This is a genomic window from Oceanobacillus kapialis, from assembly GCF_044790185.1.
In the GTDB taxonomy this organism is placed as follows: Bacteria; Bacillota; Bacilli; order Bacillales; family Amphibacillaceae; genus Oceanobacillus_B; species Oceanobacillus_B kapialis.
The window spans coordinates 2557017-2583221 of record NZ_CP085256.1 but is presented as its reverse complement, the minus strand read 5'-3'; the positions used below and the strand labels follow the sequence as shown (position 1 = coordinate 2583221).

General features: G+C 40.0%; 25 protein-coding genes. 24 read left to right on the top strand and 1 reads right to left on the bottom strand.

The window, feature by feature from the left end:
* Positions 1-26 precede the first annotated feature (26 nt).
* The 12 genes from hpf (at position 27) to LG273_RS13410 (ending at position 12945) form a co-directional block, all read left to right on the top strand.
* On the top strand, positions 27-584 hold the full coding sequence (gene hpf, locus LG273_RS13465) for a ribosome hibernation-promoting factor, HPF/YfiA family (RefSeq protein WP_379561922.1): 558 nt from the start codon (positions 27-29) through the stop codon (positions 582-584).
* A gap of 83 nt (positions 585-667) precedes the next feature.
* A complete protein-coding gene (locus LG273_RS13460; RefSeq protein ID WP_404454319.1) occupies positions 668-847 on the top strand; it encodes a hypothetical protein in 180 nt (59 codons plus the stop codon).
* A gap of 28 nt (positions 848-875) precedes the next feature.
* The gene (locus LG273_RS13455) at positions 876-1031 is read left to right on the top strand and encodes a hypothetical protein (RefSeq protein ID WP_379561921.1); all 156 of its coding nucleotides are present in this window, start codon (positions 876-878) and stop codon (positions 1029-1031) included.
* 285 nt (positions 1032-1316) lie between these two features.
* A complete protein-coding gene (gene secA, locus LG273_RS13450; protein ID WP_404454316.1) occupies positions 1317-3833 on the top strand; it encodes a preprotein translocase subunit SecA in 2517 nt (838 codons plus the stop codon).
* 63 nt (positions 3834-3896) lie between these two features.
* Positions 3897-4998, top strand: a protein-coding gene (prfB, locus tag LG273_RS13445) for a peptide chain release factor 2 (protein WP_404454313.1) whose coding sequence is annotated in 2 segments (ribosomal slippage) — positions 3897-3968 and positions 3970-4998 — 1101 coding nt in all. Because the reading frame shifts where the segments join, the coding sequence is not laid out codon by codon here.
* Between the two features lie 208 nt (positions 4999-5206).
* Positions 5207-5587 (top strand): cytochrome c551, encoded by a 381-nt coding sequence (gene cccB / locus LG273_RS13440; RefSeq protein ID WP_379561917.1) that lies wholly within the window; start codon positions 5207-5209, stop codon positions 5585-5587.
* A gap of 439 nt (positions 5588-6026) precedes the next feature.
* Complete coding sequence (ftsE, locus tag LG273_RS13435) at positions 6027-6713, top strand: cell division ATP-binding protein FtsE (protein ID WP_404454309.1); 687 nt, start codon at positions 6027-6029, stop codon at positions 6711-6713.
* A complete protein-coding gene (ftsX, locus tag LG273_RS13430) occupies positions 6703-7596 on the top strand; it encodes a permease-like cell division protein FtsX (RefSeq protein ID WP_404454306.1) in 894 nt (297 codons plus the stop codon). The genes ftsE and ftsX overlap by 11 nt, the downstream gene beginning before the upstream one ends.
* 55 nt (positions 7597-7651) lie before the next feature.
* Positions 7652-9085: a murein hydrolase activator EnvC family protein gene (locus LG273_RS13425; RefSeq protein ID WP_404454304.1), complete on the top strand. Its 1434-nt coding sequence runs from the start codon at positions 7652-7654 to the stop codon at positions 9083-9085.
* Positions 9086-9378: 293 nt separating this feature from the next.
* Positions 9379-10830, top strand: a complete 1452-nt coding sequence (locus tag LG273_RS13420) for a S41 family peptidase (RefSeq protein WP_404454301.1) — start codon at positions 9379-9381, stop codon at positions 10828-10830.
* A gap of 258 nt (positions 10831-11088) precedes the next feature.
* Positions 11089-12270 carry a PDZ domain-containing protein gene (locus LG273_RS13415; RefSeq protein ID WP_404454298.1) on the top strand — a complete coding sequence of 394 codons (1182 nt, stop codon included), beginning with the start codon at positions 11089-11091 and terminating at the stop codon, positions 12268-12270.
* Positions 12271-12405: 135 nt separating this feature from the next.
* Positions 12406-12945 (top strand): YkoP family protein, encoded by a 540-nt coding sequence (locus LG273_RS13410; RefSeq protein WP_404454295.1) that lies wholly within the window; start codon positions 12406-12408, stop codon positions 12943-12945.
* Here LG273_RS13410 and LG273_RS13405 read toward each other — a convergent pair.
* Positions 12942-13757 (bottom strand): metallophosphoesterase, encoded by an 816-nt coding sequence (locus LG273_RS13405; RefSeq protein WP_404454292.1) that lies wholly within the window; start codon positions 13755-13757, stop codon positions 12942-12944. The genes LG273_RS13410 and LG273_RS13405 overlap by 4 nt on opposite strands.
* Positions 13758-13850: 93 nt before the next feature.
* Between LG273_RS13405 and LG273_RS13400 the strand changes: the two genes are divergently transcribed.
* The 12 genes from LG273_RS13400 to LG273_RS13345 all read left to right on the top strand — a co-directional run bounded on the left by LG273_RS13400 (position 13851) and on the right by LG273_RS13345 (position 26201).
* Positions 13851-14966: a glycosyltransferase gene (locus tag LG273_RS13400; RefSeq protein ID WP_404454289.1), complete on the top strand. Its 1116-nt coding sequence runs from the start codon at positions 13851-13853 to the stop codon at positions 14964-14966.
* Between the two features lie 222 nt (positions 14967-15188).
* Positions 15189-17171 carry an excinuclease ABC subunit UvrB gene (uvrB, locus tag LG273_RS13395; protein ID WP_379561905.1) on the top strand — a complete coding sequence of 661 codons (1983 nt, stop codon included), beginning with the start codon at positions 15189-15191 and terminating at the stop codon, positions 17169-17171.
* Between the two features lie 6 nt (positions 17172-17177).
* Positions 17178-20054 (top strand): excinuclease ABC subunit UvrA, encoded by a 2877-nt coding sequence (gene uvrA / locus LG273_RS13390; RefSeq protein ID WP_404454285.1) that lies wholly within the window; start codon positions 17178-17180, stop codon positions 20052-20054.
* A 127-nt stretch (positions 20055-20181) separates the two neighbouring features.
* Entirely contained in the window at positions 20182-20535 is a 354-nt protein-coding gene (locus tag LG273_RS13385; protein WP_404454282.1) for a YojF family protein, read from the top strand.
* Positions 20536-20569: 34 nt separating this feature from the next.
* Positions 20570-21235 carry a bacillithiol biosynthesis deacetylase BshB2 gene (gene bshB2, locus LG273_RS13380; protein WP_404454280.1) on the top strand — a complete coding sequence of 222 codons (666 nt, stop codon included), beginning with the start codon at positions 20570-20572 and terminating at the stop codon, positions 21233-21235.
* A gap of 359 nt (positions 21236-21594) precedes the next feature.
* The gene (locus LG273_RS13375; RefSeq protein ID WP_379561898.1) at positions 21595-21786 is read left to right on the top strand and encodes a PspC domain-containing protein; all 192 of its coding nucleotides are present in this window, start codon (positions 21595-21597) and stop codon (positions 21784-21786) included.
* 2 nt (positions 21787-21788) lie between these two features.
* Positions 21789-22148 carry a phage holin family protein gene (locus LG273_RS13370; RefSeq protein WP_379561897.1) on the top strand — a complete coding sequence of 120 codons (360 nt, stop codon included), beginning with the start codon at positions 21789-21791 and terminating at the stop codon, positions 22146-22148.
* Positions 22149-22279: 131 nt separating this feature from the next.
* Positions 22280-23215: an HPr(Ser) kinase/phosphatase gene (gene hprK / locus LG273_RS13365; protein WP_379561895.1), complete on the top strand. Its 936-nt coding sequence runs from the start codon at positions 22280-22282 to the stop codon at positions 23213-23215.
* A gap of 11 nt (positions 23216-23226) precedes the next feature.
* Positions 23227-24081 carry a prolipoprotein diacylglyceryl transferase gene (gene lgt / locus LG273_RS13360; RefSeq protein ID WP_404454276.1) on the top strand — a complete coding sequence of 285 codons (855 nt, stop codon included), beginning with the start codon at positions 23227-23229 and terminating at the stop codon, positions 24079-24081.
* Between the two features lie 25 nt (positions 24082-24106).
* Positions 24107-25069, top strand: a complete 963-nt coding sequence (locus LG273_RS13355; protein WP_379561893.1) for a nucleoside recognition domain-containing protein — start codon at positions 24107-24109, stop codon at positions 25067-25069.
* Entirely contained in the window at positions 25044-25679 is a 636-nt protein-coding gene (ppaX, locus tag LG273_RS13350; protein ID WP_379561892.1) for a pyrophosphatase PpaX, read from the top strand. The genes LG273_RS13355 and ppaX overlap by 26 nt, the downstream gene beginning before the upstream one ends.
* Positions 25680-25682: 3 nt before the next feature.
* Positions 25683-26201 carry an acyltransferase gene (locus LG273_RS13345; RefSeq protein ID WP_379561891.1) on the top strand — a complete coding sequence of 173 codons (519 nt, stop codon included), beginning with the start codon at positions 25683-25685 and terminating at the stop codon, positions 26199-26201.
* Positions 26202-26205: the final 4 nt, after the last annotated feature.

The following is a 26205-nucleotide window of genomic DNA, read 5'->3' as shown; positions in this document are numbered from 1 at the left end:
GTACAAGATGAAAGGAGGACACTTTAATGAAATTTAACATTCGTGGTGAAAATCTAGAGGTGACTGGCTCGATACGAGAGTATGTAGAGAAGAAGATCAGTAAACTAGAAAGGTATTTTGATACAACGCCAATCTCGGATGTGCATGTAAATTTAAGTGTCTACAATGATGAGCAGCGAATTGAGGTTACGATCCCTATGACAAACCTGTTACTTCGCGGGGAAGTCCAACATGTGGATCTGTATGCTGCCATTGACTTGGTTGTTGATAAACTTGAAAGACAAATTCGTAAGTACAAAACAAAAGTAAATCGTAAGACAAGGCAAGACGGTGCAGCAAAGCATGTTTTCGCAGACCTAGAGAAACAAGCCGCAAATGTGGCGGTGGAAGAAGAGTCATCCGACATTGAAATTGTTCGAACAAAACGATTTAACTTAAAACCAATGGATTCTGAAGAAGCAGTATTGCAAATGGACATGCTTGGCCATGCATTCTATGTATTCACAAATGATGCAACAGGTGATACGAATGTTGTCTATCGAAGAAAAGATGGACGCTATGGATTGATTGAACCAAATGCCTAAAACAAATAAAAAATAAAAGAAAGGCGACTCCACCGGGGTTCGCCTTTCTTTTTTAATCGAGTTATTATCCACTTATTTGCAGTTTGTCGAAAAATGTAGATCGAATTGCTGAATTAGATTTTTGGATTGATTTAAACTGTGAAAAATACGGTGATTCCATTAAATCAGTGTCGAAATTAAGTGTTTCGCTTACATATATTGTCGAATTCGTAGCTGAAATTGAAAAACAGCCATTAGCCAAAAAGTCCTATTGCATGCTATAAATAATTCAAAGGAACTAGGAGGTGTGCCATGAGTGAAAATGAGCGGAGATTATTAATGACGTTGTCTAAAAAGGTTCAACAGCAAGAAGAAACGATTACCCAACTAGTAGAGATCATTGCAGCAACCAACCGTAGAGTTACAGATATATCAACAAAGCAGGAATTGCTATTACAATCAAATTAATATCCACGCAAGAAAAGTTGCCTTCCAGCACTGTTACCTCAACATCCCTCAAAGCGAAAAGCAGTTCATCCCCGGACTGCTTTTTATAATTGTTTAGCAATATATAAGCGTTCATAACGTCTAATCTGATGAGATTAACAAAGTGCTTCGGTTTCACCATAATTTATGGGTCAAGCACTTATCGGTTGGCCAAGCAGTTGTCATCTTTCTTTAGATAGTGTTATTATTAATTGTGGACTATATACTATTTTCAATTGATTATGTTGAAATTGAGGAGCGTTTACTATGGCAGGATTAATTAAGAAGCTTTTTGGGGACGGTAACCAAAAACAAATTAATCGACTACAAAAAACAGTAGATCAAATAGAGGCTTTAGAGCCTGAAATTGAAAAATTATCTGATGATGGTTTAAGACTAAAGACAGAAGAATATAAGCAGCGTTATGAGCAAGGCGAATCCCTAGATGATTTAATGGTTGAAGCCTATGCGGTAGTGCGTGAAGGTTCCAAACGTGTACTTGGAATGAGACCATTCCAGACCCAGCTGATGGGTGCTGTTACATTGCATGGTGGGAATATTGCGGAAATGAAAACAGGGGAAGGTAAAACCCTTGCCTCCACGATGCCGGCATATCTGAATGCTCTTTCCGGTAAAGGCGTACACATAATTACGGTCAACGAATACCTGGCAAACCGTGACGCGAAAGAGATGGGGGAGCTGTTTAGCTTTTTAGGGCTAACGGTAGGCCTTAATGGGAATGGACTAACAAAAGAACAAAAACGTGAAGCATATTATAGTGATATCACGTACGGAACAAACAATGAATTTGGCTTTGATTACTTACGAGATAATATGGTGTTGTATAAAGAGCAAATGGTTCAACGACCATTGAATTTTGCTATTATCGATGAGGTTGACTCCATTCTAATCGATGAAGCGAGAACACCGTTAATTATTTCCGGTTCTGCGAAAAAGTCAGCATCACTTTATCAACGAGCAGATGGCTTTGTTACTAATCTGTCAAAAGAAACGGACTATACGTATGATGAAAAAACTAAAGGTGTTCAATTAACAGAAGATGGAATAACAAAAGCTGAGAAATATTTTTCTATTGAAAACTTGTATGACTTGGATAATGTTTCGTTAACACATCATATTAATCAAGCATTAAAGGCGCATGTTTCCATGCATCGGGATGCAGATTATGTTGTACAAGAAGATGAAGTAGTGATTGTCGATCAGTTTACTGGCCGTTTAATGAAAGGCCGTCGATATAGTGATGGTTTGCACCAGGCTATTGAAGCAAAAGAAGGGCTACAGATCCAGAATGAGAGCATGACACTTGCTTCTATCACCTTCCAGAACTTCTTCCGGATGTATAACAAATTGTCTGGTATGACTGGTACAGCGAAAACCGAGGAAGAAGAATTCAGAAACATTTATAATATGGATGTTATTGCGATCCCGACAAACAGAGAAGTTATTCGTGATGACCGTGCTGACTTGATTTACAAGTCTATGGAAGGCAAATTTCAAGCGGTTGTCGAAGCAATTAAAGAGAAACATCAGACTGGACAACCTGTACTAGTCGGTACAGTTGCGGTAGAAACTTCTGAATTGATTTCACAGCTGCTTAAAAAAGCAGGCGTGCGACATAATGTCTTAAATGCGAAGAACCATTTTAGAGAAGCAGAAATTATTGAAAATGCCGGCCAAAAGGGTGCTGTCACCATTGCGACAAACATGGCTGGTCGTGGTACAGACATTAAACTTGGCGATGGCGTCAAGGATTTAGGCGGACTAGCTGTAGTTGGTACAGAACGTCATGAATCACGTCGAATTGATAACCAGCTGCGTGGGCGTTCTGGGCGTCAAGGTGACCCGGGGATGTCGCAATTTTACCTTTCAATGGAAGACGAATTAATGCGCCGTTTTGGTTCAGATAATTTAAGGTCGATGATGGAACGACTTGGGATGGATGATAGCCAGCCAATTGAAAGTAAAATGGTCTCGCGCGCAGTAGAGTCAGCTCAAAAACGTGTTGAAGGAAACAACTTTGATGCTCGTAAAACGGTTCTATCTTACGATGATGTACTACGTGAACAACGTGAGATTATATACAAGCAACGCTTCGATGTTATTGAAGCTGATGGGAAAGAATTACGTGACATTATCGAGAAAATGATTGTCTCTACCCTGGAGCGTGTGGTGGCGACCCATACACAGGACGATGATGAAGATAACTGGGATCTTAAATCAATTGTGGAATATGTGGAAGGTAATCTTCTTCAACCAGAAGAAATCACTCCAGATGACCTAAAAGGAAGAGAACCAGAAGAAATAAATTCTTTCATTATGGATAAAGTACGTCTCCGTTATGATGAGAAAGAAGAAGAGTTAACCGAAGAGCAAATGCGTGAATTTGAAAAAGTAATTCTTCTCCGTACAGTTGATACGAAATGGACCGATCATATTGATCAAATGGACCAACTACGCCAAGGAATTCACTTACGGGCATATGGCCAAAACGATCCACTTCGTGAGTACCAGCTAGAAGGATTCGCGATGTTTGAAGTGATGATTGAGAACATCGAAGAAGAAGTTGCCAAATATATTATGAAAGCCCAAATTAGAGATAACCTGCAACGCCAGGAAGTTGTCAAAAATACACAGGCTGTGTCTGGTAATCAGGAAGAGAAAAAGAAAACACGTAAACCATTTATTAAAGCACAGGATGTAGGCAGAAATGACCCTTGTCCATGTGGAAGCGGCAAAAAATATAAAAATTGTCACGGGAAATAATTAGAAAACACTCTCTTGAATAGGGAGTGTTTTCCTACATATTACTATAGAGGTGAGAAAATCATGGAACTAGCAGAAATACGGAACGATTTAGATAAAATGAATACCCGAATCGAAAATTTTAGGGGGTCTCTTTGACCTCGATAACAAAAAGGCTCGTATCCAAGAGCTTGAATTAGAAATGGCAGATCCTTCGTTTTGGGATGATCAGGATACAGCTCAAAAAGTGATCAATGAACTTAACAGCTTAAAAAGCTACGTAAATAATCTTGAAGCATTGGAAGAACGGGTAGAGAACCTGGAAGTTTCCTATGAACTAGTAAAAGAAGAAAATGATCAAGAATTATTTGAAGAGTTATCTGGAGAGATTACGGAGATTGTCTCAGATGTAAACGAGTTTGAACTGTTAATGCTGCTAAGTGAACCATATGATGCTAATAACGCCATTTTAGAACTTCATCCAGGGGCTGGTGGGACAGAGTCTCAGGATTGGGCGAGTATGTTATTGCGGATGTATCAGCGCTGGGCAGAGACAAAGGACTTCAAAGTAGAAATGCTTGACTATCTAGCTGGTGAAGAAGCAGGTGTGAAGAGTGTTACCCTTTTAATTAAGGGACACAATGCATATGGTTATTTAAAGGCGGAAAAAGGAGTTCATCGGCTTGTGAGAATATCGCCGTTTGATTCTTCAGGCCGTAGACATACATCTTTTGCCTCCTGTGACGTTATGCCGGAGATGTCAGATGATGTAGATATCGAAATTCGTACTGAGGATATTAAGGTGGACACTTATCGAGCAAGTGGTGCAGGTGGCCAGCATGTTAATACGACGGATTCTGCAGTACGGATCACCCACCTACCGACAAATGTGATTGTAACTTGTCAGAATGAACGGTCACAAATAAAAAATAGAGAAGCTGCCATGAAAATGCTAAAGTCGAAGCTGTATCAGTTGGAAATTGAGAAACAGCAGCAAGAATTAGCAGAGATTCGTGGAGAACAAAAAGATATTGGATGGGGAAGTCAGATTCGTTCCTATGTCTTCCATCCATATTCAATGGTCAAGGATCACCGTACAAATACAGAGATAGGCAATACACAGGCTGTCATGGACGGAGAAATTGATCCATTTATCGATGCTTATTTACGTTCTCAGATGAATTAAAATAGATTTTTTCATGCTGTTCATCGAATTGTCATAAACCGATGCAGTCTTCATCTCGCCTATAATGGTAGTAAGACCCCAGGGATCAGCTGCCATTTTTTTCTGTTAAGCTTACTAGGCTCATTTCTGATTAGCTGTTTTAAAACCATTAATTTGGTTATAATAACCTTGAAAACGTAACACAAGTTTATAAGGGGGTAACTATGCTATGAAAAAATGGTTATTTACCGTTCTATTTGGCTCAGCTTTAGTATTAGGTGCCTGTGGTGGCGGCGGGGGAGATAATGAAACTGAAGAACCTGCCGATAATGGTACTACAGAAGAATCTAATGAGGCTAAAGATGAGGAAAGCGGTGGAGGGACTGTTGATACGGCAGCTGCTGAGGAAGCTTTCCAAAGCAACTGTTCGAGCTGTCATGGTGCTGATCTGTCTGGTGGTGTAGGGCCAGCATTAACAAATGTAGGAGCAAGCCACTCCGCGGAAGAAATTGCAGATATCATTAAAAATGGTCAAGGCTCCATGCCGGCAGGACAAGCTACTGGTGATGATGTTGAACTTCTTGCCAATTGGCTAGCAGAAAAAAAGTAATGAAATGAAAGGTCTAAATGCTTTTTAAAAGCATTGGGCCTTTTTTTAATCCCTTCTTAACTGGCAGTAAGACTTTGGGGTCAACTGCCAGTAAATGCCCGATTCGTTCAACTAATATTTGGAAGGGGCGGAAGAGAACCCTCCCACCAAATGAAGTTTCACTTTATGGCAAATAGTTTTGTAAAACAAACGTCAAAAAAACGATTCTTTTATCGAATATTACCTATAACTAGAACGGCATAAATCCATGGTTTCTCTGCGACCGACAATATACTCCTTCATTACAGCCTTTGAAACATAAATGTAATAATTTTGTGTCTAAAAATCTTGGCGAAAGATGTTATACTTAGAAAGTATTGTCTACATAGTCTCCTAGCAGACGTAGCTATGGAGAAAAGTCAGTCAGCCAAGAAGCCAACAAAAAAGCAAAGGTGATTTTATGATATTAATGAACGATGTATATAAGACATATGCCAATGGTGTAACAGCACTTAATGGTATCAGTGTTGATATAAAGCAAGGTGAGTTTGTCTATGTTGTCGGCCCAAGTGGTGCTGGTAAGTCTACTTTCATTAAACTAATTTACCGTGAAGTAAAGCCAACAAAGGGCAATATTGTAATCAATGAGATTAACATGACGGATCTCAAAGAGAGACGAGTCCCTCTTCTCAGACGTGATATAGGAGTTATTTTTCAGGATTTCAAATTACTCCCAAAACTAACAGTCTTTGAAAATATTGCATTTGCTTTGGAAGTTATCGAGGAATCTCCAAAGAAAATTCGCAATCGGGTTATGGAAGTATTGGAGCTTGTAGGTCTAAAAAATAAAGCACGTTTTATACCGGATGAACTTTCAGGTGGAGAGCAACAACGTGTCTCTATTGCCCGGGCAATAGTCAACAACCCGAAGATCGTAATCGCGGACGAACCTACAGGAAACCTTGATCCAGATACTTCATGGGGGATCATGAAGGTCTTTGAAGAAATTAACGCGAGAGGTACGACCATTCTCATGGCTACCCACAGTAAAGAAATAGTAAATACTATCAAAAAACGTGTCATCGCAATAGAAGATGGCCTAATTGTTAGAGATGAACACCGAGGTGAATACGGCTATGAAATTTAGGACATTAATGCGACATCTCCGTCAAGGGTTGAAAAATATAGCCCGAAACGGGTGGATGACGGTAGCATCGGTGGGAGCAGTTACTACAACCTTAATTCTGGTTGGCGCATTTCTTGCACTTATGCTTAACCTGAATCAGATGGCAGATAACATAGAAGAAGATGTAGAAATCAGTACCCTAATTGACTTGACATTAAACGAGGAAGAGATAACGGATCTTGGTAGCCAGATTGAACAAATTAATGGTGTTAAATCCGTCACCTTTTCATCAAAGGATGACCAATTAGAAAGTCTTATTGAAAGTATGGGAGATGAGGGAAGGTCTTGGGAACTATTTGAACAAGATAACCCACTGAACCATGTTTATGTCGTACAAGCCACTGACCCAGAAGATACAGAAAGTATTGCGAATCAAATTAGAGAAATGGAAGGCGTGCAAGAGGTAGAGTATGGAGCTAGCGTAGTCAACAGACTCTTTACCTTTAATGAGTACGCGAGAAATATCGGACTAGCTTTAATCATCGGACTTGTCTTTACAGCAATATTCCTAATCTCAAACACTATTAAAATTACAATTATGGCACGAAGTAAAGAAATCGGCATTATGAAACTTGTGGGAGCAACGAATGGATTCATTAGATGGCCATTCTTTATAGAAGGATTACTACTGGGCGTATTAGGTTCTATTCTTCCAATCGGCGTAATCTTAACAGGCTATTACTATCTTGCAAACAATGTGAGTGATCAAATCTCTTACAGCTTTGTCGAAATATTACCATATAACCCATTTGCATGGCAGCTTTCCCTTCTTATATTGGGAATCGGCGCATTTATCGGCGTATGGGGCAGTGTAATGAGTGTTCGTAAGTTCCTAAAAGTCTAGACTGAGAGATACAGAATCTACCATTATTGTACAGAGGGAAGGGGAAAGCAAAACGATGAAAAAAACTGTTTCATTTATGCTTGCAACAACATTGGCAGTCACCACAATATCCTTAAATGGCAATATAGCCTCTGCAGAAACAATCGACGGACTGGATAAAAAAATCAATGAACTAGAAAAAGAACAAAGTGAGTTAAAAGAAGAGCAAGGGAATCTTTCAGGGGATAAAAAAAATACTGAAGGTAAGATGAACAAGAACGAAGAAAAGCAAGATACTGTTGATAGCCAAATTAAATCAATTGATGACAAACTAACCAAAACACAGGAAAGTATTTCAACAAAAGAACAAGAGATTACTACAACTGACAATGAAATCACGAAACTTCAAGAAAGAATGAAAGAATTAAAAAAAGAAATAAAAGTATTAAAAGAACGTATAAAAAAACGTGACGAACTGATAAAAGAGCGTCTCCGTGCTATTCAGCAAAGCGGCGGCAATATGAAGTATATTGAAGTTATTTTAGGATCAAAAAGCTTTGGCGACTTTATTAACCGTAGCTCAGCTGTTAATAAAATAATGGACCAGGATAAATCCATTATGGAAGAACAACAAGCTGACAAAGCACAACTTGAAGCCAATAAAGTAGAGGTAGAAGCGAGTAAAGCCGCAGTTGAAGACAAAAAGGTAGCGCTAGAAAACCAGAAGGAAGAACTTGTTGCATTGAAAGCTGATCTGGCTGACCAAAAAGATGAAAAGAAAAAATTAATGGCACAGCTAGAAGAAGAACATGCAGACCTTGAAGAATACAAAGTGAGCTTAGAAGAGGAGCAAGAAATTCTGGCAGCTCAGGCTGCAGCAGTGGGGAAAGCGAAGGAGCTTGCGCAATCAGAGAAAGGAAAGCTGCAACAATTAGCGCGTGAAGAAGCAGCTCGAAAAGAAGCGGAAAGAAGAGAAGCAGAGAAACGAGAAGCAGCGAAGAAGGCTGAACAAGCTAATGAGTCCTCATCCGCGTCCGCATCTTCTTCAAACAATAGCTCGCAAGTAGATAACTCGACATCTACACCTCCAAGTACTGGAAGCGGGTTGTTTATCTGGCCGGCCGCAGGTCCTAAGACATCTGACTATGGCATGCGCCACCATCCAATTCATGGAGTCGATAAGCTACATGCCGGAATGGATATTGGATCCCCAAGCGGGACGCCATTGAAGGCTGCGGCTACCGGTGTGGTAATTCGTGCTGGCTGGATGAGTGGATATGGAAACACGATTATGATCACACATAACTTAAATGGCCAAACATATACGACGCTTTATGCACATCTAAGCAGTATTTCTGTATCTGCTGGACAATCTGTCTCACAAGGTCAAAGTATTGGGAAGACAGGGAATACAGGCGGGTCCACAGGTCCCCACCTACATTTCGAAGTACATGAAGGTGGCTGGAATGCCGCAAAAAGTAATTCGGTAGATCCGATGAAATTCTATTAAGTCATAAAATAAATGAAAGACATCACCCTCTTGGTGTGATGTCTTTTTTCTACTATCTGTAAATTCTATTTCATAAAAGCTTAAGGAAAACCATAGTCATAAGTAGAAGATAATGGTATGCTTTTATAAAGTGAAACTTCATTCGGTAGGGTTTTCCCTTCCTGCCCCTCTAAATGTTAGTTGAACGAAACGTACCTTAACTGGCAGTTGATCCCTGGTGTCTTACTGCCAGTTAAGGTGGGACATAATGAGATGTAAGGATATTTTATATAAACAATTATCGAGGTGGAAATATGAGCTTGAAAAAAACACATATCGTCCTACTCCTACTTGGAGCACTTGTTTTAGGTTTTGCTGGTGCCTATATGGGTGTTCAGTTAGCAGGTCAGGGGAATGACGAAGGCAACAATGAACAAGTGGAGCAAGCAATACCACGTACAGAGGAAACAAACCCATCAGATATAGAAAAAGTTGATCAGGCTTTTTCACTTATAAAAGAAAATTATCTCGAAGACGTAGAGGATAAAGAGCTTATTGAAGGTGCGATCCAAGGGATGCTCTCCACATTGGAAGATCCCTACAGTTCATACATGGACGTAGAAACAATGGCGCAATTTAATGAGCAGATCGAATCCTCATTCGAAGGGATCGGAGCAGAGGTAAGCATGGTAAATAACATGGTAACCATCGTAGCTCCGATTAAAGATTCACCGGCTGAAAAGGCAGGCTTGCGTCCAAATGATCAGGTACTGAGTGTAGATGGAGAAAGTGTTGAAGGGTTAGATTTAAACGAGGCTGTAGCCAAAATTCGTGGTGAGAAGGGCTCTGAGGTAGTTCTGGAAATTCAACGACCAGGCTCCACAGACCCGTTTGAAATCACAATAGTTCGGGACACTATACCACTCGAAACAGTTTATAGCAGTGTCGAAGAAATAGATGGTAAGAAAACGGGAATATTAGAAGTTACTAACTTCTCTGAACGTACTGCCCAAGAGTTCTCAGAACAATTGACAACTTTAGAAGACGAAGGTATTGAAGGTTTAGTCATTGATGTACGTGGAAATCCTGGGGGGTTACTAACAGCTGTTGAAGATATGTTGAAACTCTTTGTTCCTGAGGATATGCCATACTTACAAATAGAGGATAAAAATGGCGAAAAAACACCATATTTCTCTGAACTTAGTGAGAAAAAAGACTATCCAGTAAGTGTTGTTATTGATGAAGGAAGTGCGTCGGCTTCAGAAATTCTTGCTGTCGCAATGAAAGAAATGGGCTATGATATTGTAGGGCAAACAAGCTTTGGAAAAGGTACCGTGCAACAGGCAGTTCCGATGGGGGATGGCAGTTCCATTAAATTAACCTTCTATAAATGGTTGTCACCAGAAGGGGAATCCATTCATGAAAAAGGCGTAGAACCTACGGTTGCCATTAAGCAAGCGGACTATTTCTACACAAATCCTGTCCAAATTGAAGAACCTTTAGAATTTGATCAGTCAGAGGACAGTATTGGAAATGTTCAAACCATGTTAGAAGGTCTTGGGTTTGAACCAGGTAGAACAGATGGTTATTTCAGTGAAGAAACAGAAACTGCAGTGCGTGCTTTCCAGCAGGACAATGAGCTAGAGGAAACAGGAAAAGTAGATCAAGAAACTGCAGGTCTTATTGAAGCCCAAATAATTGATAAAATTCGTAATGGTGAAGATGACAGACAGCTAGAAAAGGCATTAGAAGAGCTTTACCAATAAATCCTTTGGAAGAGCACTTGCTTGTTCTCCCATTATTGGGAGACCAGAGCTTTCTATAGCTGAAAAATAGTAATGAGGATAGAAAAAATGTCGAACGACCTATAGCCTTAGGGCTTTTAGTTGGTTGTTCGGCATTTTTTAGTAGTTTGGAGAGGAGAGTATGTATACTAACCTTTTCTATTGTATGGTAAAATAACGACATAAATATATTTAAATGATCGAAATAGAATCGGTAGATACAGCAGAAGAGGTGGTCTTATGATCGAAGCATGGCTAGTAGAGCTTGCAAAAGGTTTGACTAAGTTATTTTTAAATCCATTATTGTATTGGTCAGTATTATTAGTAATACTTGCCGGCTATAAAAGGGTAAAACGAGAAAGACAAAACTTTGGCACGAAGGTGTTTGATGTTTTCACGGAATGGAAATCAACATGGCTGTTCTCTCTATTGACAGGTATAGTCCTTTCTATTGTCATAATTGGAACAGGCTTTGTCGTTTCGTTCTCGTCTTTATTATTATTAAGTGTTGTGGTCATTTTATTTAGTTTATCAGGTAGATTTCTGTTTTTATCACCTGTTTATACAGTTGGCGTTTCTTTTCTTCTGTTACTGTTCTTACCCACGATTCTGGAAAATCAACAGTGGCTTAGGGAAGATTTATTTGATCCGATTAATTTAACGGTATTTCCTGTAATATTAGGAATCTTATTAATAGCAGAGGGAATATTGCTGAAGCGGACCAACCTAAGAGAAACGTACCCAGGTCTTTCGCTTAGTAATCGAGGGGTGTGGGTCGGGGAACACCGTTTGAAAAAACTAGCCATTATACCATTTTTCTTTCTACTTCCAACAGGAGCAATAACTCCGTTTGCGGAGTACTGGCCTTATGTATCTTTCGGCGAACAGACCTATAGTCTTATCCTATTTCCGTTTTTACTTGGTATAGATTATAAAGTCCGCGGAAGATATCCAAAGGAAGCAGCAGAAAAAATAGCAACCCCCCTCATATTAATGGGAGTAGGAGCGACAGCAATAGCAGTCGGCGGTCTATTTCTTGCGCCGTTATCACTTGCTGCAGTTTTACTAACGATCCTTGGGAAAGAGTATATAAACTATCGTCACCGAAATAGCGAGCGATTGAGACGTTGTTATTTCCATCCGATGAACAAGGGATTAAAGGTGCTTGGTGTTATACCTGGCACCCCTGCAGATCGTTTAGGAATAGAAGTTGGGGAAAATATTATGAAGGTTAATGGGCAAATGGTTAACAGTATTGAGTCGTTTTATGAATCCTTACAGGCAAGTGGGGCCTATTTTAAGCTGGATATAGAAGATTTACATGGTGAGTTGCGGTTTGTGCAAGGTGCCCTCTATCAAGGGGACCACCACGAACTAGGATTGCTTTTTAGTGATACGCCATACCGTAGGAAAGAAGCATAAACGAAAATGGCTGGACATTGAGAGATCAATCGTCCAGCCATTTTTTAGTATTAAAATAACAACCAAATAATTCCTTCAATAAATTGTGTCCATTTATCCAAAACTAACAGTAGTTTAGAGAATGGGGCACAGTTTATGAAGAGCTACTTAATGAATGTATGGACCTATCTTGATCCGTTATACTATAAATGTACAAGATTACAGTATTTACAGGGAGAGAGTGAATCAAATACCATCCTGCGCGTTCGCTTAACACGTTATAAAGGTGGTCCAATCACCTTACAGGATGGGACCAAGATTCTAAAAAACGATCTGCTGTTAAAAATACATTTGCATAATGTCCGCATGTTAAAAGAGCTAGAGGGTGTTTCTAGTGAAGTGAAGCGGGCTGTTTATATATACCATATGGTTAAGCGATCTTTACCAAGTCTTGCTGCATACCTGTCGACACATCAGAAAAGTTCGCAAATCAAGGGTATTATTGGGATAACTTCTTTAAAAACAGGTGCAAGTCGCTTAGGTTTTGAACTCGCACCTATTAAAAGTAAGTATTACGTGGCATATAAAAAAATAACGCTTATTCCCATTCAATTAGTAGCAGGGAAAAAGCGTTTAAATCAGGAACCTGTATATTTATTTATGTCAAAGCAACATTTACTCGGGGAATATCGCTAATTAGTAAATGTATGAAAGGTGATTTCGGGACGGCTTCCAATTCGAATATTAAAGCCCGTCTGGCCTAACCCTTCGCTAATATAAAATGGATTGCCATCCTGTATATGCAAGCCTTTAATAATTTTTTTCCTTGCGAGCCTGCCCATTTTCACCAAATGGTAAGCCCTCGGATAGCAAATTTGTCCGCCATGAAAATGTCCTGCAAGCAGATAATCAAATGCTTGTTTTTTCATATCAAGTACTACGGTTGGGTCATGGGTCAAGACTAGGTTTACCCCTTGTTCAATGCCTTCATAGGCCTTTGTCAAATCACTTCTGTTTGTACTGTAATCATCAATACCGATGATATTTAGGTGTTGCCCGCCCATTGAAACGGTTATATTTTGGTTTTGTAATATGGTGCAATTAAATTCCTGTAAGGTCTGTTTTAAGTGGTTTAGGTCAGCTTTTTTCAGAACATAGTCATGGTTACCTAACACCGCAAACATGCCATACTTGGGCTTCATGTCTTGCAGTACTTGCAAATATGGGCGCAATTTTGGTATCGTACGCTTTTTATCTAAAAAGTCTCCGGTTAAGGCGATGAGATCTGGTGCCTCACCCGATAGCTTTTGTTCTAATTCTTCAGGGCTAATCGAAATATTTTCCAAGTGTAAGTCTGATAAATGAAGGATGGACAATGAAGCGAGTGTTGACGATTTTGAAGCCTCGATATTAATCCTATTTATCTGAATGTCCTTCGTATTTATATATGCTTTGTAAATAAAAAGAGAGGTTATGAGTATTACGATTCCAATAATTAAATAGGTCATAGATAGATCCGCCTCCAATGGAATTATACCATGGTAGAGGTGGGGAGATCATTGGTAATTAGCGGTATATTATATTGTGAGGAGGTGAGGGAAATGGAGAGAGAAGTTTTATTTCTACCGTTTTTAAAAATGGCTTCCGGCCATCATCATGTAGCTGACACATTAATGGAAGAAACGATAAAAATCAACCAACATATAAATACGAGTAAGGTTGATATTCTTTCGTATAGTTTTGGTGTAGTAGAGAAGATGGTCTCTTCTTTTTACATGAAATGGATCCATTTATTCCCTACATCTTATGATCGCCTTTATTATTACTTAGCATTTCGCAATGCTGCCAAACGCAGTCGAGCATTGCACTATGAGCTCTTATTTAGCTCTAATTTTCAAAAACTCGTCACTCGCAAAAATCCTTCTTTATTGTTTTGTACCCATGCTCTGCCTTCCAATATAGCAGCCAGTTTAAAACAGAGAGGGAAGCTTGATTCCGTAGTGGTAAATGTTTATACGGATTTTTTTATAAATCGAGTATGGGGAATTAAAGGAGTAGATTATCATTTAGTACCGTCCCTAACAGTAAAGAAATTCCTTGTCGAACTAGGGGTGGAGGAAGAGCACATTTTTCTAACAGGAATACCCGTACACCATGCATTCCAACCAGCACCTCCCAGAAAAGAGGAAACCGGGCAGTATGCGGTGCTTGTGACTGGTGGAAATATGGGGGCAGGTTTTCTTGAAAACTTGCTACCAGAAAACAGTCAATCTTCTTCCCTCCAGTATTATATTCTTTGTGGAAACAATGAAAAGCTCTACAAAAGACTTTTAGCGAGAAAAAATGACAACATCATTCCTATCCCTTATATAAGTAGTAAACAGCAAATGAATGAGCTATATGATAAAGTGGATGCAGTTCTAACCAAACCAGGTGGTGTGACGGTTAGTGAGTGCTTGATCAAGCAAAAACCCATCTTTGTGAGTCATGCACTACCAGGGCAGGAAAGGATCAACAAGGAAGAGCTTGAAAAGCATGGCTTGATGATGCAGTTAACCAGTGACAAATCAGTGGAAGATCAAATTATTAACTATCTTGAAAATGAAGAAGCAATGAGCCTGTATCAACAAAGTGTGGGAGAATTTCATGATCATCTTGATAAACGCAACTTAGGAGAAATCCTTGAAGAGATAATGGAGAAAAGCATTAGCCGATAAGCTAGTGCTTTTTCGTCTTCTAATTGATATTTCATCACCGAAAAAGGGTATAATGCTAAAGATAACAAAAGCAAAAAGATCGAATATTTGTTCGTGTTTATGTTATAATAATTACGTTATTATAGGTTAGTATGGATTGCATCACGATTGAAACATCTTTGGCTCTTTTTAGTTGCTAGAGCCTTTTATATATTTTAGAAAGACAGTGAACGGAGGTAGAATGTGAACAATACATTTGAGTTAGTATCAAGCTACGAGCCAGGTGGAGACCAGCCAAAAGCCATTCAAGAAATTATCGATAAAATTATGAAGGGACAAAGGCATCAGACACTTCTAGGGGCGACCGGAACTGGAAAAACCTTTACGATGTCAAATGTCGTAAAAGAAATAAATCGTCCAACATTAGTAATTGCCCATAATAAGACACTTGCTGGCCAGTTGTACAGCGAGTTTAAAGAGTTTTTTCCTAATAATGCAGTGGAATATTTTGTAAGCTATTACGACTATTATCAACCGGAAGCCTATGTTCCTTCCACAGATACATTTATTGAAAAAGATGCCAGCATTAATGATGAAATTGATAAGCTTCGTCACTCGGCAACATCGGCACTCTTTGAACGAAATGATGTGCTTATCGTGGCCAGTGTTTCCTGTATTTACGGCTTAGGTTCCCCGGAGGAATATAAAAGCCAAGTGCTATCCTTACGAGTAGGGATGGAGAAGGAACGAGATCAGCTATTACGCGAACTTGTTGATATCCAATATGCTAGAAATGATATTAATTTTCAGCGTGGTACCTTCCGAGTAAGAGGAGATTCTGTGGAGATCATTCCAGCCTCAAGAGAAGAGCACTGCATCCGCGTTGAGTTTTTTGGTGATGAAATTGACCGAATAAGGGAAGTGGATGCCCTTACTGGTGAAATTATTGGCGATAGAGAACACATTGCTATATTCCCAGCTTCCCACTTCGTAACCCGCGAGGAAAAAATGAAAATTGCCATTAAAAATATTGAAAAAGAGCTGGAAGAACGTCTAACGGAGTTACGTGAGAATGATAAACTTTTAGAAGCTCAGCGACTAGAGCAACGCACTCATTATGATTTGGAAATGATGAACGAAATGGGCTTTTGCTCAGGTATCGAGAACTATTCCAGACACTTGACGCTTCGGGAAGCAGGTGCTACACCATATACATTGCTGGATTTCTTTCCAGATGATTTCCTTGTGGTGATTGATGAATCCCATGTTACACTTCCGCAAATTAGAGGAATGTATAATGGTGACCAGGCTAGAAAACAGGTGCTAGTCGATCATGGATTCCGCCTTCCATCTGCAATGGATAATCGCCCTTTAAAATTTAACGAATTTGAGGAAAAAACAAGCCAGCTTGTGTATGTGTCTGCTACACCTGGTCCTTATGAGTTAGAACATTCTCCGCAAATGACGGAGCAAATTATTAGACCGACTGGGTTATTGGACCCTGAGGTAGAAGTAAGACCGATTGATGGACAGATAGATGATCTGCTGGCAGAAATTAATATGCGCTCGGAGAAAAATGAACGTGTACTTGTAACAACCCTCACGAAGAAAATGTCTGAAGATCTTACCGATTATATGAAAGAAATCGGTATTAAGGTTGCTTACTTACATTCTGAGATTAAAACATTAGAACGAATTGAGATTATCCGTGATTTACGTGTTGGTAAATATGATGTGCTTGTGGGGATAAACTTACTTCGTGAAGGACTTGATATCCCGGAAGTTTCCCTAGTTGCAATCTTAGATGCTGATAAGGAAGGCTTCCTTCGCTCGGAACGTTCCTTAATCCAGACAATGGGACGTGCTGCCCGTAATGAAAATGGCCGCGTTATTATGTATGCCGATAAGATTACAAACTCTATGGAAGTGGCTATTGGAGAAACGAATCGACGTAGAGAAAAACAAGAGTCGTATAATAAAGAACACGGCATTACACCAAAGACCATTAAAAAAGATGTACGAGACGTGATTCGAGCGACTGTGGCAGCAGAAGAGCAGACAGAATATGAAAATAAAGCGAAAAGTATTACCAAGCTTTCTAAAGACGAGAAAGAAAAAGTAATCGAGCAAATGGAAAAAGAAATGAAGGAAGCTGCTAAGGCACTCGATTTTGAAAAGGCAGCAGAGCTTCGTGATGTTATTCTTGAACTTAAAGCAGGAAGGTGATGGAGAATGCCTAGTAAATCAATTCAGATTCAAGGAGCAAGGGCACATAATTTAAAAAATATTGATGTGACAATTCCAAAAAACAAGCTTGTGGTATTAACAGGACTGTCAGGCTCCGGAAAGTCCTCCCTTGCCTTTGATACCATTTATGCAGAAGGACAACGCAGATATGTAGAATCACTTTCCGCATATGCACGACAGTTTTTAGGACAGATGGATAAGCCAGATGTGGATGCAATCGATGGCCTTTCACCAGCTATTTCAATCGATCAGAAGACAACGAGCAAAAACCCACGTTCAACGGTTGGAACGGTTACCGAAATTTATGATTACCTTCGCTTACTTTATGCGCGGATCGGTCATCCTGTTTGCCCAAATCATGGGGTGGAAATCACCTCGCAAACTGTACAGCAAATGGTGGATCGCATTTTAGAATATCCAGAAAGAACGAAAATGCAAATTCTTGCACCAGTCGTTTCTGGCCGTAAAGGTGAGCATGTAAAAACCTTAGAAAAACTTCGTCAGGAAGGCTATGTCCGTATTCGTGTTGATAAAGAAATGCGTGAAGTTACGGACGACATTCAGCTGGAGAAAAATAAAAAGCATTCCATAGAAGTGGTCGTAGATAGGATCGTTGTGAAGGAAGGGGTTGCCGGGCGACTAAGTGACTCGATTGAAACGGCTTTAGGTCTAGGCGATGGCAAAATTATTGTTGATGTGATTGGTGAAGAAGAACTGACATTCAGTGAAAATTTTGCCTGCCCCATCTGTGGCTTTTCAATAGGGGAGTTAGAACCTCGTTTATTCTCCTTTAACAGTCCATATGGGGCTTGCCCAACTTGTGACGGGTTAGGTACCAAGCTAGAGGTTGACGTAGATCTCGTGGTTCCTAATTGGGATCTAACACTTAATCAGCATGCCATCGCGGCATGGGAGCCAATTAGCTCGCAATATTATCCACAACTTCTGAAAAGTGTTTGTGACCATTATGATATTGATATGGACACACCAGTGAAAAAGCTGCCAAAGGAAAAAATGGATATTATCCTGCACGGGAGCGGGAAAGAGAAAATTCGATTTTACTATGTCAATGAGTTTGGAAATGTTAGGGACAATCAGATTCAATTTGAAGGAGTATTAAATAATGTTGCTCGCAGGTATCGAGAAACTTCTTCTGATTTTATAAGGGAATCCCTTGAAAAATATATGGGACAAAAGCATTGCCCAACTTGTAAAGGGTATCGCTTGAAACGTGAGGCACTGGCTGTAAAGGTAAACGATCTGCATATTAGCCAAGTAACAGATTACTCGATTGTAGAAGCAAAAGACTTTTTTGAAAATCTTAGCTTATCCGAGAAGGAAGCACAAATTGCTAAAATGATATTAAAAGAGATTTGCAATCGTTTAGAGTTTCTAAATAATGTCGGCTTGGATTACTTGACCCTTTCACGTGCTGCTGGCACCTTATCAGGTGGGGAAGCCCAGCGTATTCGCTTAGCAACCCAGATTGGTTCTGCGTTAACAGGCGTGCTTTACGTGTTGGATGAACCGTCTATTGGGTTACATCAACGGGATAATGATCGATTAATTGAAACATTAAAACGAATGCGTGATTTGGACAATACCCTCATTGTAGTAGAACACGATGAAGATACGATGATTGCTGCCGATTGGCTCATTGATATTGGTCCTGGAGCTGGGGAGCATGGTGGTAATATTGTGGCAAGCGGAACACCAGAGGAGGTCATGAAAGACAAGAACTCACTAACTGGGCAATACTTATCAGGGGAACAATTTATCGGGCTGCCAACAAAGCGAAGAAAAGCGGACAAACGTGCGATAGAAATTGTTGGAGCAGAAGAAAATAATCTAAAGAAAGTATCTGCAAAGTTTCCAATTGGACTAATGACTGTTGTCACTGGTGTCTCTGGATCTGGTAAAAGTACACTTGTAAATGAAATTCTCTATAAATCACTTGCCAAAGAGCTGTACCGCGGAAAACACAAGCCAGGAAAGCATAAGGCAGTAAAGGGTATAGAAAATATTGAGAAAGTAATAGATATTGACCAATCACCGATTGGAAGAACGCCTAGATCCAATCCAGCGACATATACTGGGGTATTTGATGATATACGCGATGTATTTGCCCAAACGAATGAAGCAAAAGTGCGTGGTTATAAGAAAGGTAGATTTAGCTTCAACGTAAAAGGCGGACGTTGTGAAGCTTGCCGTGGCGACGGTATTATAAAAATAGAAATGCATTTTCTTCCTGATGTATATGTGCCATGTGAAGTGTGCCACGGCAAACGCTATAACCGTGAAACACTAGAGGTTAAATACAAAGGGAAAAGCATTGCAGATGTGCTGGAACTCACAGTAGAAGATGCACTTGAGTTCTTTGCCAACATACCAAAAATTAAGAGAAAGCTGCAGACGATCTATGATGTTGGCTTAGGGTATGTGCGATTAGGGCAGCCTGCTACTACCTTATCGGGTGGTGAGGCTCAGCGAGTTAAACTCGCTAGTGAATTGCACCGCCGATCCAATGGGAAATCCTTTTATATACTGGATGAACCAACAACTGGACTGCATGTGGACGATATCAAGCGGTTGATAGCTGTCTTACAACGACTTGTCGACAATGGAGACACTGTTTTAATTATTGAGCATAACCTTGATGTGATCAAAACAGCCGATCATATTGTTGACCTTGGTCCAGAGGGTGGTGACAGAGGCGGTCAGATCATAGCGAAAGGTTCTCCAGAACAAATAGCTAAAGTTGACGCATCTTACACAGGAAGGTATTTAAAACCAGTATTGGAAAGAGACCAAAAACGAATGAAAGAGAATTTTAAAGCAAAAGAAAAAGCCACTGCAAAATAATAAGTTCCTAAAAACAGCCAGCGAGTTGATTTACTACGACTGGCTGTTTTTTTTTCGGTATCAATATTTTGACGGTAGGGCTTCATTTCGTTAAGCTAAATAGAGAAGCTAGTAGGAGGAACAAACCATGAAGCAAATTAAAATAGACGAAGTACAAGAGCAATTAGAGCGTTTTGTTAATAAAAATGTATATGTTCATGTGGAAACAACAAATGGAGCATATGCAAGTCATTTTAATGACAAGGCATATAATGTTGGCGCATATGTGCGAAATGCAGCCGTGTCCTTTAGCCAGGCAAAAATCGTAGGTGATGGTAAAGTTTTTCGAGCTGGTCTTAAAATGCAAATGGGTTGGATTTACGCAGAAGGGCTAACCGATTGGACCATCGAGGATGGCGATAAGTTGTTGCTTGCAGGGCATGATCGTGAAGGAAGATTAATGGTCGCATTGCAAATTAGTGAAACACCTTTCAATTATTAAAATTTAGATAAAACATGGAGTAAGGAGAGATAATGTGGAAAAACATGTTGTCGTCATATACCCACACCCAGATGATGAATCATTTGGTGCTGCTGGAACAATAGCAAAATTCCGTGAAGAGGGTGTCCCTGTAACGTACCTTTGTGGAACCTTAGGAGAAATGGGACGGAATATGGGCAGCCCAACCTTCGCAAATAGAGAAACATTACCAGAAACTAGAAAACAAGAGCTTATTAAAGCGTGCGAGGTACTTGATATCGATTTGCAAATGCTTGGCTATCGTGACAAAACGCTTGAGTATGAAGATCGCAATGAAGTAGCAAAGCATCTGAAAGGAATTCTGGAGGAAATTAATCCAAGTCTTGTGATTACCCACTATCCAGACCATGCAGTGCACCCTGACCATAACGCACTGGGCGCGGCAGCTATCGAAGCAGTACGTTTAATGGATGAAAGTAGCCGTCCTGTCGTTTGGGCACAAGCCATCTCAAGAAATTATGAGGAAGTGCTAGGGACGCCTGATATCCAAAATGACGTTAGAAACTACTTTGATAAGAAAATGGAGGCTATTCTTTGTCATGATTCCCAAGCGGGTGGAATTTTAGGCCAGCTTAAACATTACCGGACAATGGATAGTCAGGACAGAGATGCAGCAGTAGAGCAATTTGGCAAAGAACAATTTTATACATGGCATTATTAATGGAAAAGCTCTTCTGTAGCTAACGCAGAAGAGCTTTTTTGGATCTTTTTTGAAAATGAAACGTATTTTAGTTATAGTTGCAGATGAAATGGAAAGTACATATTCGCACATCGCTTGAAGAGGGACGCAGGATTCAAGGGAAGAGACGCACCACCCGAGGCACGAGACGCAGCACCCAAGGGAAGAGCCGCACCACCCGAGGCAAGAGAGGCAGCACCCAAGAAAAAAGACGCAACACCCCAAAGATAGAGATACACTGTCTTCCGAAACATGCACCAACCTTCCCTACTTTCACGACACTTTAAAAATGGTTTACGATCCCAAAAAGATTGGTATATTAAAGATTGGGGGTATTATAAATGAAAAAGCTGTACCGTTCTAATTCAAATAAAATGGTTGGTGGGATATTCGGTGGCTTAGCTGAATATATACAAGTGGACGCAACCATTCTACGTTTAGTTTTTGTTATTCTATTATTTATGAGCTTCTTTACCGTAGCACTGCTTTACGCAGTTGCTTTATTCATCATCCCAAATGAGAGGGAGTTGTAACATTGTTTATTCGTTGGATTTTATCGATCATACTAAATGCTGTGGCCTTAATTGTGGTGGCCCAGTTATTTGATTCCTTTCACCTGGAAGGATTCGGCTCTGCTGTACTTGCGAGTTTTATCCTGTCTATCTTAAACATAATTATAAAACCGATTCTCATTTTACTAACGTTGCCGATTACGGTTCTAACCCTTGGACTATTTCTCTTTGTCATTAATGCCATTACACTCATGATTACCCAGGCACTTATGGGAAGTAGCTTTGTTATCGAGGGATTCGGTACCGCATTAATTGCAGCAGTTATCCTAGCTATTCTAAACTTGTTACTAAATAGTTTGATTAAAGATTCCGTGAAATCGTAGGCGCACAGCCTACGATTTTTGTGTGGCGTATGCTACAATAAAGTGTATCTATTCTGCTCAAGAGGAAGCAAATGTGCAGAAAGGTAATAATAAATTGAAAAAGTGGTTAAATAGCTGGGGGGATTTACTAGATGTCAACTGTCCGGACAAAGGATTTACTACAACACTTTAATTTAGATTTAGTTGCTGGTAAAGACGGTATACATAGAGAAATTACAACAAGTGATATTTCTAGACCTGGTATTGAGATGACTGGGTATTTTAAATATTATCCTAAGGAAAGATTACAGCTTATTGGGAAAACGGAAATGGCTTATTTCATGGAGTTAAGTGAAGCCGATAAGCGAGACCGTGCCTACAATCTTTGTACAGATATTACACCAGGTATTGTCATTTCAAGAGGGATGGACGTGCCTGAGGAATTAATTGAAGCAGCAAATGATTCGGGGGTGCCGATTCTACATTCCCCGCGAAAAACGACACGTGTTATTAGTAGATTAACCAATTATTTGGAGACAAAATTTGCACCATTTACTGCTATTCATGGCGTTTTAGTAGACATATATGGAGTCGGAGTATTAATTACCGGGCAGAGTGGTGTAGGAAAAAGCGAAACGGCTTTGGAGTTGGTTAAACGCGGTCACCGACTTGTTGCCGATGACAGTGTGGAAATTAGACAGGAAGACTATGACAGTCTTATCGGAAACTCTCCACCACTTATCGAGCATTTACTGGAGATCAGAGGACTTGGGATTATTAATGTCATGACCTTATTTGGTGCAGGGTCTGTTAGAAGTCACAAGCGTATTTCCCTTATTATAAATCTTGAAATTTGGGACCAAAAGAAGCAATATGACAGGCTTGGGCTTGATGAAGACAAAATGAGGATTATGGAGGTTGACCTTCCGAAGGCAACGATTCCCGTTCGTCCAGGTCGGAACTTAGCCGTAATTATTGAGGTTGCAGCAATGAACTTTCGTTTGAAAAGAATGGGTGTTAATGCAGCCGAGGAGTTTTCAGAACGGCTTACAACCATGATCAAAAATGAAAAGGATGAAACGGAATAGGAGGGGTCATGATGTTGGGAACCGCAGCTCCGCTGGACAGAGTTTTCTTTGAACTAGGTCCACTGACTGTTTATTGGTACGGGGTAATTATTGCTACTGGTGCATTTTTAGGGCTCTATTTAGCAACAAGGGAAACAGATCGGCTTGGATTGAAAAAGGATTTAATCATAGATTTTATCGTTTTTGCGATTCCGGTGGCGATTATATGTGCAAGAATTTATTATGTTATTTTTGAGTGGGAACGCTATGCAAACGGTCCATGGACTGATATATTTGCCATTTGGGAGGGTGGTATTGCCATTCACGGTGCTGTTATAGGTGGAGTTCTTACAGCGATTGTGTATGCCAAATATCGACCAATCACCTTCTGGCAAATCGCAGATATTATTGCCCCAAGTTTAATCCTTGGTCAGGCAATCGGCCGCTGGGGAAATTTTATGAATCAGGAAGCGCATGGCGGAGAAGTGTCTGCAGCTGCATATGATAATTTTCTACAGTACCTGCCTGATTTTATCATGAACCAAATGACGATAGATGGCGTTATGTATCATCCGACATTTTTATATGAGTCGGTTTGGAACATACTAGTTTTTGTCTTTTTACTTGTATTACGGAGATACAATCCTATACGCGGGGAAATTTTCTTAAGCTATGCGATCACCTATTCCATTGGTCGTTTCTTTATTGAAGGAATGAGAACAGATAGCTTGTATGCTTTTGCTGGTTTAAGACAAGCACAGCTGCTATCGGTTTTAGTGATCGTTCTAGCCTTAGCGCTTATTCTTTACCGTCGTAAAAAGGGAGTACAGGAAAGGTATAAGGATGTGCCTGCTCCTCAGAAAAAAGGTAAGAAGAAAAAGAAATAATAATGGATAGAAAGAAGGGGATGGAGTGTCTGGTATAGTATATCGTGGTTTTCAACAGGGCCTAGCAACGACCTGGACATTAGGAAAAGTCATTTTCCCTATTACGTTACTAATCACTATTTTACAGTTTACACCGGTTCTTCCATGGCTTATTGACCTTTTAACCCCCGTCATGGGATTGCTAGGACTATCAGGGGAAGCTGCAGTGCCACTTGTGCTTGGCAATACGTTGAATTTATATGCTGGAATTGCGGCTATCGTTTCCTTTGAGTTTACGGTAAAAGAAGTATTTATATTAGCAGTCATGCTGTCATTTTCCCATAATCTGTTTATTGAATCAGCTGTGGCCTCAAAAGTAGGGGTTAGCTGGTGGCTTATTTCCGGAATCAGAATAGGCCTTGCCCTATTAGGCGGATTGTTGATTAACCTGCTCTGGCAAGGAGGAGCAGAACAAGCACAGTACGGATTGATTCAAGGCTCTGATAATGTACCTGTTGGCTGGGCAGAGATTGCCTATCAGGGAATTGAAACAGCATTGATGGCGGTTGTCCAGCTTGGATTAATTGTCATTCCATTAATGGTTGTTATGCAATTTTTACGGGAAAAAGGCTGGTTAACAATGCTGTCTAATAAGCTGGCTCCTTGTATGAAGTTTCTAGGGATGGAGAAAAATACATCCATGACAATGGTAGCGGGTCTGACAATAGGGCTGGCTTATGGTGCGGGTTTAATGATCCAGGCAGTTAAAGAGGATAATGTTTCCAAAAAGGATATGTCCCTTGCGCTTATCTTTCTTGTATCCTGTCATGCTGTTGTGGAGGATACCCTGATTTTCATTCCATTAGGAATTCCAGTTTGGCCTTTATTAATAATCCGTCTTACAACGGCGATTCTCTTAACGATGACCATTGCATTTATATGGAATCGTTTAGAGAAAAAGAAACGAAAGGAAGTAAACCAACATGAGCATTCGTACCATACTCTTTGATTTAGACGGAACACTAATCGATACGAACGAATTAATTATTGCTTCTTTTATGCATACCTTTTCGCATTATGGCATGAGCTATACGAGAGAAGAAATTATTCAATTCAACGGACCTCCACTTGCAGATACATTTCAGAGGATCGCTCCAGATCTTGGGGAGAAAATGATAGAAACGTACCGTGCACATAATCTAGCTGTGCATGATAGCTATGTTACAGCTTTTCCATATGTGTTGGAGACCATTACAGCTTTAAAAGAACAGGGACTTCAGCTAGGTATCGTATCGACCAAAATGAGAAAAGGTGTAAACATGGGACTTTCCCTTACAGGTTTAGATTCCTTTATGGATACGATTGTTACGTTTGATGATGTGACACATGCGAAGCCCCACCCAGAACCCGTTTTAAAAGCTGTTCAGGAACTTGGGGCCAATTTGGAAACGACGTTAATGGTAGGAGACAACTACCATGATATTGAATCAGGCAAAAATGCTGGTGTCTTGACAGCTGGTGTAGCCTGGTCTGATAAAGGAAGTTCTTTTCTTGCAGAATATCATCCGACATATATGCTAAAGGATATGCGTGATTTATTGAAGCTAATTGAGGTGTAAATTATGCGAAGGACCACTCGTTATCCGGTAGAAAAGACCAATTCACTCTGGCAAATTTATAAGACAGTGCCTTTTTTTAAAGTTGTCAAAAATTTCATCGTGATTCAGGTTGCCAGATATACGCCTTTTTTAGGGATGAAAAATTGGCTTTATCGCACCTTTTTGAGGATGCAGGTTGGTCAGCAAACGGCATTTGCGCTAATGGTAATGCCTGATGTTATGTTTCCTGAGAAGATTACAATTGGCTCCAATAGTGTTATCGGCTATAATACCACTATTCTAGCGCATGAATATTTAATTAGAGAATACCGAATTGGTGAGGTAATAATCGGTGATAATGTTCTAATTGGGGCGAATTCCACGATCCTACCTGGTGTGACAATAGGAGATGGAGCAATTGTATCAGCAGGAACATTAATACATAAAGATGTACCAGAAGGGGCTTTTGTGGGTGGCAATCCAATGAAGCTTATTTACACAAAGGAAGAAATGGAAAAACGTGAAATTGACGTATTAAAGTAGGTGG

What these genes read in the sequence shown, in the direction of transcription:
- LG273_RS13385 (WP_404454282.1), top strand. Translation starts at nt 20,182, where the DNA reads ATGAAGCAAATTAAAATAGACGAAGTACAAGAGCAATTAGAGCGTTTT.
- secA (WP_404454316.1), top strand. Translation starts at nt 1,317, where the DNA reads ATGGCAGGATTAATTAAGAAGCTTTTTGGGGACGGTAACCAAAAACAA.
- LG273_RS13415 (WP_404454298.1), top strand. Translation starts at nt 11,089, where the DNA reads ATGATCGAAGCATGGCTAGTAGAGCTTGCAAAAGGTTTGACTAAGTTA.
- LG273_RS13375 (WP_379561898.1), top strand. Translation starts at nt 21,595, where the DNA reads ATGAAAAAGCTGTACCGTTCTAATTCAAATAAAATGGTTGGTGGGATA.
- LG273_RS13425 (WP_404454304.1), top strand. Translation starts at nt 7,652, where the DNA reads ATGAAAAAAACTGTTTCATTTATGCTTGCAACAACATTGGCAGTCACC.
- ppaX (WP_379561892.1), top strand. Translation starts at nt 25,044, where the DNA reads ATGAGCATTCGTACCATACTCTTTGATTTAGACGGAACACTAATCGAT.
- LG273_RS13405 (WP_404454292.1), bottom strand. Translation starts at nt 13,757, where the DNA reads ATGACCTATTTAATTATTGGAATCGTAATACTCATAACCTCTCTTTTT.
- LG273_RS13420 (WP_404454301.1), top strand. Translation starts at nt 9,379, where the DNA reads ATGAGCTTGAAAAAAACACATATCGTCCTACTCCTACTTGGAGCACTT.
- LG273_RS13455 (WP_379561921.1), top strand. Translation starts at nt 876, where the DNA reads ATGAGTGAAAATGAGCGGAGATTATTAATGACGTTGTCTAAAAAGGTT.
- LG273_RS13410 (WP_404454295.1), top strand. Translation starts at nt 12,406, where the DNA reads ATGAAGAGCTACTTAATGAATGTATGGACCTATCTTGATCCGTTATAC.
- ftsX (WP_404454306.1), top strand. Translation starts at nt 6,703, where the DNA reads ATGAAATTTAGGACATTAATGCGACATCTCCGTCAAGGGTTGAAAAAT.
- lgt (WP_404454276.1), top strand. Translation starts at nt 23,227, where the DNA reads ATGTTGGGAACCGCAGCTCCGCTGGACAGAGTTTTCTTTGAACTAGGT.
- hpf (WP_379561922.1), top strand. Translation starts at nt 27, where the DNA reads ATGAAATTTAACATTCGTGGTGAAAATCTAGAGGTGACTGGCTCGATA.
- cccB (WP_379561917.1), top strand. Translation starts at nt 5,207, where the DNA reads ATGAAAAAATGGTTATTTACCGTTCTATTTGGCTCAGCTTTAGTATTA.
- uvrA (WP_404454285.1), top strand. Translation starts at nt 17,178, where the DNA reads ATGCCTAGTAAATCAATTCAGATTCAAGGAGCAAGGGCACATAATTTA.
- hprK (WP_379561895.1), top strand. Translation starts at nt 22,280, where the DNA reads ATGTCAACTGTCCGGACAAAGGATTTACTACAACACTTTAATTTAGAT.
- ftsE (WP_404454309.1), top strand. Translation starts at nt 6,027, where the DNA reads ATGATATTAATGAACGATGTATATAAGACATATGCCAATGGTGTAACA.
- LG273_RS13345 (WP_379561891.1), top strand. Translation starts at nt 25,683, where the DNA reads ATGCGAAGGACCACTCGTTATCCGGTAGAAAAGACCAATTCACTCTGG.
- LG273_RS13400 (WP_404454289.1), top strand. Translation starts at nt 13,851, where the DNA reads ATGGAGAGAGAAGTTTTATTTCTACCGTTTTTAAAAATGGCTTCCGGC.